The organism is Ruminococcus sp., from assembly GCF_045129435.1.
Lineage (GTDB): Bacteria > Bacillota > Clostridia > Oscillospirales > Acutalibacteraceae > Ruminococcoides.
On record NZ_JBGVJL010000019.1, the window covers coordinates 1 to 6,218 of the forward strand.

Sequence of the window (6,218 nt, forward strand, 5' to 3'; positions counted from 1 at the left end):
TTACGGAATGAGAGTAATAGCCGGCAAAGAGGGAATGACAAACATTGTTCAATGGGTACATTCGGTAGAGGACATTGAGGTCAGCGACTTTTTGCATGGCGGTGAGTTAATTTTTTCAACAGGTATAGCAAATAAGGGACAGGATTGGATGTTGCCATTTGTAAAAAACCTCATTGAAAATCAAGTCAGCGGACTGGTTCTTAATATCGGCCCATACATTAAAAGTATTCCGCAGGAGGTTATAAGCTATTGCAATGAAAATCAGTTTCCTCTTCTTGATATTCCTTGGAAAACGAGAATTGTGGATATTTCACGAGATTTTTGCAATCAGATTATTCTCAATGAGCGTAAGGAAGAGAGCATTGGTGACGCACTCAAGAATTTCATCTTCTTTCCGGGTGATTACGAGAAGTACATACCTGTGCTTGAATGTAACGATTTTTCTGCCGATGCAAGCTATGCGATTATTGGCATAAAAGTTGATATGGCAGACAATATTTCAACACTCAAACCTGAAACAGCATTTGAAAGAATTATTTATTCCTACAAAAAGCATTGGGGTGGTTTTAAGGTTGACAACAGTCTTTTTTATGTACTGAGTGATTTTACAAACGAAGAAATCGAAAGCCTTGCGGGAAAATTGCAAGCAGAGCAGGAAAAGTTTATGAGTGTAAACAGACTCTACATTGCAGTGAGCAAGGGTGATTGCAAAATCAAGTCGCTGTCAAAGGCATACCAGATTGTGCTTAAAATGTTAAAGCTTTCACAACGAAGAGAGCTTACACCGATTTTTTACGATAAGCTCGAAATAAAAAAGCTGATTCTTGCGGTAGATGATAACTCATTGCTTGAAAGCATTTACAACGAAAATCTAAAGAAGCTTGAGGTTTACGACAGGGACAACGGAACAGATTATCTCAATTTTTTAAGGTTGTATCTGAAGTATGACGGCAGTGTGCAGAGGGTAGCGGAAGAAACCTTTGTGCACCGCAACACCATTAATTATCAGCTTGCTAAAATTAAAAAAATTCTCGGTAATAATTTAAAAACCTTTGAAGAACGCTTTAAACTAATCTTAGCGTTTGAAATAAAAGATGTGCTTTGATTTTTCTAAGCTTAATTCAGTATTCATTTTTGTTGTCATAAAAAATAGGGCGTTGCAGCAATGTATGTTGCAATGCCTTGCTTTATGTGATTTTATTGGTAATAACTTCTTGACAAATTCATATAGAATAAGTATAATTTTTAATAAAGGTTAGTTTCAACTAACTTTATTTATTGAAAGCAGAACATAACAGAAAATATAATATACAGAACGACTGTTTTGCATACTATAAAACAGTAACTAAGGGAGGTGGCAAATGCTTTTACAAGAAATATCAATATTATTAATCCCTTTTTTGGGAACATCATTAGGTTCGGCAATGGTGTTTTTTACAAGAAATAAAATCAACGAAAAATTCCAGAAATTTTTGCTCGGTTTTGCCTCGGGAGTAATGGTAGCGGCGTCTGTATGGTCGCTGATTATTCCGTCTATTGAAATGTCGGAAAGGCAAAATGTAATTGCTTGGCTGCCTGCAACTGTCGGCTTTTTGCTTGGCATAGGATTTTTGCTTTTGCTCGACAGCGTAATTCCACACTTGCATATGAACAGTGACAAGCCGGAAGGTGTAAAGTCAAGGCTTTCTAAAAACACAATGCTTGTGCTTGCCGTTACCTTGCACAATATACCCGAGGGTATGGCAGTGGGTGTAACACTTGCCGGTGCAATTACCGAAAACACAGGAATAACGGTTGCAGGAGCAGTTTCGCTTGCCGTAGGAATAGCAATTCAGAATTTTCCCGAGGGTGCAATTATTTCATTGCCATTAAAGGACGGCGGCTGTGGCAAAGCAAAATCATTTTACTACGGAGTAATTTCGGGAGTGGTAGAGCCTATAGGAGCAATGCTTACATTAATATTTGCAGGACTTGTTACTCAAATTTTGCCGTATCTTTTATCCTTTGCTGCCGGAGCTATGATCTATGTAGTTACAGAGGAGCTTATACCCGAATCACAAAGCGGAAATCACTCAAATATCGGTACAGTAGGAGTTGCCGTTGGCTTTGTAATTATGATGATTTTAGATGTTAGTTTGTGATAATCTACAAATTTCAGTTAGGTTTTTCTAACAGTATTGACAAATTGTGACAAATGAGTATAATATAATTATCTTAAATCTTAGGAGGAACAGTTATGAAGAATTTTTTAAAAAATGAAAAATTATGGTGCGTTGTTGCAGGTGCAGCAGCAGTTATTGTTGGTAAAAAAGTATTTACCTCACCAAAAACTCGTAGTGCTGCAGTAACAGGTCTTGCTAAAGGTATGAAGCTCCAGAAGGACGCTAAGGCAAAGTTCCAGAGCATGAAGGACGAGGCAGCTGACCTTTGCTATGACGCAAAGACTGAGGCAGGCATTTCAGAAGAAGTACAGGCAGAAGTTGAAGAATAATGAAATATTCTATTGTGTATGATAAGCCGCAGCGAATTAGATTTCGCTGCGGTGCATATGCTTTTGATAAGGCGTATGAGGGTTATATTTATAATTTATTAATTGAAAAAGATTATGTAAAAAAGGTTGAGGTCAATTCTGAAAACGGCGGTATTCTTGTTATGTACGATAACGGCTGTCGCCAAAGCGTAATTGATACAGTAGCGTCAATTAAGCGTAGCTCGCTTGTTGCTGTGGAAGCTAAGAAAACTATCAGCGTAGAGGATATTGACAACAACTTTAAACGCAGTCTGATTTCTTGTGTGGCAAAACGATTTTTGCAGAATTTAATTTTGCCTGCACCAATCAGAACTGTGATTACAATATACAGAAGTATTCGCTACATAAAGAAAGCTTTAAAAGCACTTTGGAACTGCAAGCTTAATGTTGATGTGCTTGACGGTGCGTCTATTGTTACTTGTATGTTGCAGAAAAACTTTAAAACCGCAGGTACAATAATGTTCCTGCTTTCCGTATCCGGTATGCTTGAGGACTACACTCACGCTCGTACAAAGGCTGTGCTTACCGATAGCCTTGCAATCAAAGCTGACAAGGTATGGCTTGTAACCGATGACGGTGCAGATGTGCTTATTCCTATGTCTGACCTTACAGAGGGTGACAACATCAGAGTTCAGACAGGCAATGTTATCCCTGTTGACGGTGTAGTAGTTTCCGGTGAAGCTACTGTCAATGAGGCTTCCATGACAGGTGAACCTCTTCCGGTAGCAAAGAGAGAGGGCATAACTGTATTTGCAGGTACTGTAGTTGAAGAGGGCAACATTGTAGTTAATGTAAAGGCTCTTTCATCAAATACCAAAATCAGCAGAATTATTGAGCTTATTGATAATTCAGAGAATCTGAAAGCAGGCGTGCAGAGCCGTGCCGAAACTTTGGCGGACAGAATTGTTCCGTTCAGCTTTTTAGGCTTTTTGGCTACTTTAGTTCTGACAAGGAATATTACTAAGGCGGTATCTCTGCTTATGGTTGACTATTCCTGTGCTATCAAGCTCTCAACTCCGATTGCCGTTATTTCTGCAATCAAAGAGGCTGCCGACCACGATATTACCGTAAAGGGCGGCAAGTACCTTGAGGCATATGCACAGGCAGATACCATTGTTTTTGATAAGACAGGTACACTCACAAATGCAGAGCCGAAGCTTGAAAAGGTGATTTCTTTCTGCGATTATTCAGAGGACGAAATCCTTAAAATTGCCGCTTGCCTTGAAGAGCATTTCCCGCACAGCGTAGCAAATGCTGTTGTGAATGCGGCAAACGAAAGAGGACTTTCTCATATAGAAGAACATACCGATGTTGAATATATAGTTGCTCATGGCATAGCAACTACACTTCACGGCAAAAAGACTGTAATAGGCAGTAAGCATTTTGTTGTTGAGGACGAGCAGATAACTGTAACAGAAGAACAGCAGAGCATTATTGATGAAAAGTCAGGTGCTTGTTCTGTGCTTTACCTTGCCATTGGCGGAGAGCTTGTCGGTGCGTTGTGCATCAGTGATCCGCCACGAGCAGAAGCGGGAAAGGCTATTGAAATGCTCAGAAATCAGGGTATTGAAAGAGTTATTATGCTGACAGGTGACAGTCAGAAAGCTGCTCAGATGACCGCCGAGATGCTCGGTATTACCGAATACAGATGTCAGGTACTCCCTGAGGATAAGCATAAATATGTTGAAGAACTCAAGAAGATCGGCAAGGGTGTAATTATGGTCGGTGACGGCATTAATGATACACCTGCTCTTGCAGCGGCAAATGTGTCTGTTGCTATGAGAGATGCCTCCGATATTGCAAGGGAAACCGCAGATATTACAATCAAGGGTGCTGACCTTACCGAGCTTGCTCGAATCAGAACAATAAGTAAGGCTTTAATGGATAGAATTAATCGTAACTACAGATTTATAGTCGGCTTTAATTCAGCATTAATGGCATCAGGATTTTTAGGGCTCATCTCTCCGTCAATGTCCGCATTACTGCACAATTCTTCGACAATGCTGATCTGTGCAAGGAGTATGACTCCGCTTACAGAGAAAAAGCATAAACGCAGAAAGCCAAAAGAGAATAATTAATCTATAATCTTACCGCTTTGGGTTTTATTACTCAAGGCGGTTTTTGTTTTTATTGAAACAAGAACATTAAATTGTCATTGACATATAATATGTAAAATGTTAAAATTTAGTATATTATTGTCACATTGTATTTTATTTCATAAATCAATGTGATATAATATCACACACAATAAATAAATATATATAAAATTTTTATTAGGAGGTTTTAGTATGTCTGATAATGAATATTGGTACAAATATTATCGTCAAAAATATTATGATTCCTGTTATGAAATAAATAATTGTAATAACAGAATTTATAACCTGAAAAATCAAAGACAGCAAAAAGTTAATACAATTAATAAGCTTAATGTCGATATAAATAATACACAGACTGCACTTGAAAATTTAGAGGAAATTTTAAAGAGTGAAACGAGTTTGAACACAAAGCTTGTTGCAGTAGAAAATAAAACAAGAGATGCTTCTGTGAATTTTACGGGAATGGTAAACTCAAGTAATGTAAAAAGCAAAAATTTATCTGAAATATATAGTGAAGAAACGACACAAACAAAAAATAAATTAAATAACATACTTTCAATTTTTAAAACAAAGAAGTACAATCTTAGCACAAGACTCAATGAGTTGCGAAGTAATTTGAGTTGTGCTAATAGTGATTTACAAGGTATTGATTCTGGTATAAGAAAAGCAAATTCAGATATATCATACTGGAAACAACAAAAAAACAGTAATAATTATAATATGGAATATTACAGAAGGAAAATGATGCAGGAGGTATGAGAATAGATCATATTTAATTTTTATTATTGAGGTGAAAAAATGGCAACAATAAAGTTGTATGCAAGTAAAATCAATAGTATGCCCGGACTAATAAAAGATGTGAAAAGTAAAGTAACAGATTATAAGTCAGAGCTTGCTAACCTAAAAAATAAAACATTGCAGGTAAATAAAAGTATTTGCAATCTTGATGAAGCTATAAGTGCAATATCAACTTCCACACAAACGCAGGATACTAAAGTAGCGTCACTTGAAACTTTTCAAAACAACAGTGAGCAGTTTATCACTGAAACAGAACGAATAGATAATGAAGTAGCAGAAATTATAAATCAGAGAAAAGATGATTTTTACAATAAATACAATTATCTGAAGCCGGAGAGTGAAAAAAATGGTTGGGAAAAAATCTGTGATGGTGTAAAATCGGTTAGTGAATGGTGCAAAGATAACTGGAAGTCAATAGTAAAAATTGTTGTAGCAGTTTTAATAGTAGTGGCATTAGGAATTGCAACAGTTTTGACAGGAGGAACTTTAGCAGTAATTCTTGCGGGAGCATTCTGGGGAGCCTTGATAGGAGGAGCATTTGGTGGTATAATAGGAGGCATCACCAGTGTAATAAGCGGAGGCTCATTCTTAGAAGGCTTTGCAGACGGAGCATTAAGCGGAGCTGTGACAGGAGCCTTGTTCGGAGGAATTGGCGGTGTAGGACAAGTTCTTGGAAGTTCATGCAAAGTTTTGAGTTTCCTTGGTTCAACAGCAAAAGCAATCCCAATAGTTTCCAAAATATTTGGCGGAATATCATTGGGAATGGCTGGATTTGATTTATTAGCTTTTGGCAT

At 37.5% G+C, this 6,218-nt stretch carries 5 protein-coding genes and 1 pseudogene; all 6 read left to right on the top strand.

Features of this window, described 5'->3' with window-relative positions; genetic code table 11:
• Positions 1-1,105: PucR family transcriptional regulator (locus tag ACJMMI_RS00820; RefSeq protein WP_405352622.1), on the top strand; the 1,105-nt coding region annotated here is incomplete at its 5' end.
• Positions 1,106-1,361: 256 nt separating this feature from the next.
• Complete coding sequence (locus ACJMMI_RS00825; protein ID WP_405352624.1) at positions 1,362-2,141, top strand: ZIP family metal transporter; 780 nt, start codon at positions 1,362-1,364, stop codon at positions 2,139-2,141.
• A gap of 95 nt (positions 2,142-2,236) precedes the next feature.
• The gene (locus ACJMMI_RS00830) at positions 2,237-2,491 is read left to right on the top strand and encodes a DUF1490 domain-containing protein (protein ID WP_405352625.1); all 255 of its coding nucleotides are present in this window, start codon (positions 2,237-2,239) and stop codon (positions 2,489-2,491) included.
• Positions 2,491-4,608, top strand: a complete 2,118-nt coding sequence (locus ACJMMI_RS00835; RefSeq protein ID WP_405352628.1) for a heavy metal translocating P-type ATPase — start codon at positions 2,491-2,493, stop codon at positions 4,606-4,608. Before ACJMMI_RS00830 ends, ACJMMI_RS00835 begins: the two co-directional genes overlap by 1 nt.
• Positions 4,609-4,818: 210 nt before the next feature.
• Positions 4,819-5,385 (top strand): She9 / Mdm33 family protein, encoded by a 567-nt coding sequence (locus ACJMMI_RS00840; protein WP_405352630.1) that lies wholly within the window; start codon positions 4,819-4,821, stop codon positions 5,383-5,385.
• A gap of 39 nt (positions 5,386-5,424) precedes the next feature.
• A pseudogene (locus ACJMMI_RS00845) lies at positions 5,425-6,218 on the top strand (hypothetical protein); the annotation flags it as partial.

Coding starts and splice junctions, on each gene's coding strand:
- ACJMMI_RS00840 (WP_405352630.1), top strand. CDS start 4,819: ATGTCTGATAATGAATATTGGTACAAATATTATCGTCAAAAATATTAT.
- ACJMMI_RS00825 (WP_405352624.1), top strand. CDS start 1,362: ATGCTTTTACAAGAAATATCAATATTATTAATCCCTTTTTTGGGAACA.
- ACJMMI_RS00830 (WP_405352625.1), top strand. CDS start 2,237: ATGAAGAATTTTTTAAAAAATGAAAAATTATGGTGCGTTGTTGCAGGT.
- ACJMMI_RS00835 (WP_405352628.1), top strand. CDS start 2,491: ATGAAATATTCTATTGTGTATGATAAGCCGCAGCGAATTAGATTTCGC.